Source organism: Streptomyces sp. AC627_RSS907, assembly GCF_019049165.1.
In genome coordinates, this window is record NZ_JAGMUE010000451.1 from 1 (window position 1) to 565 (window position 565).

At 62.3% G+C, this 565-nt stretch carries 1 protein-coding gene; it reads right to left on the minus strand.

Translation table 11 applies throughout. From position 1 onward, the window contains the following. On the minus strand, nt 1-489 hold a 489-nt coding region (locus KUM32_RS36410), incomplete at its 3' end, for a winged helix-turn-helix domain-containing protein (protein ID WP_217146172.1). Nucleotides 490-565 lie beyond the last annotated feature (76 nt).

Consider the following 565-nt stretch of genomic DNA (forward strand, 5'->3'; position numbering starts at 1 on the left):
CACCAGGTGGGCTCGGAGCACCGGACCCGCCTGGACGTCGGAGAGCGCGGAACCCTGCCACATGGTCAGCGCACGGGTCAGGAGAGCGGACGCGGTGTGATCGTCGCGGTGCAGTTGGGCGCGGCCTTCGCGCACCAGCGACGTGAAGATATTGACGTCGAGTTCATCGTTGCGGACCGCGAGCAAATAGCCACCATCGCGGGTCTCCAGAACGCGACGCGCGGCTTGTAAACTGCCGATACGCGGGACCCTGCGCAGTGTGCGCCGCAGTTGGAGGATATAGGACTGCAGGGTGGACAGCGCCGTGTTGGGTGGCGACGTTTCCCACAGTTCATCTATACAGGTGCTGGTGGAAACGACCTGATTGGCGTTGAGGAGCAGCAGGGCCAGCAGCTGCCGTTGCTTCGGTGCGGTTGGGGTATAAGAACGCCCCTGTTCGTTCATGCGAAGCGGGCCCAATATGGCAAATTCCATGACGTTCTCGTTCACCTTCCAGAAGAGTGTGACGAGAGGCTCGATGAGAGGGACGCGTGGAGAGGCCACGCAGGCAAGACGCCATGACAGC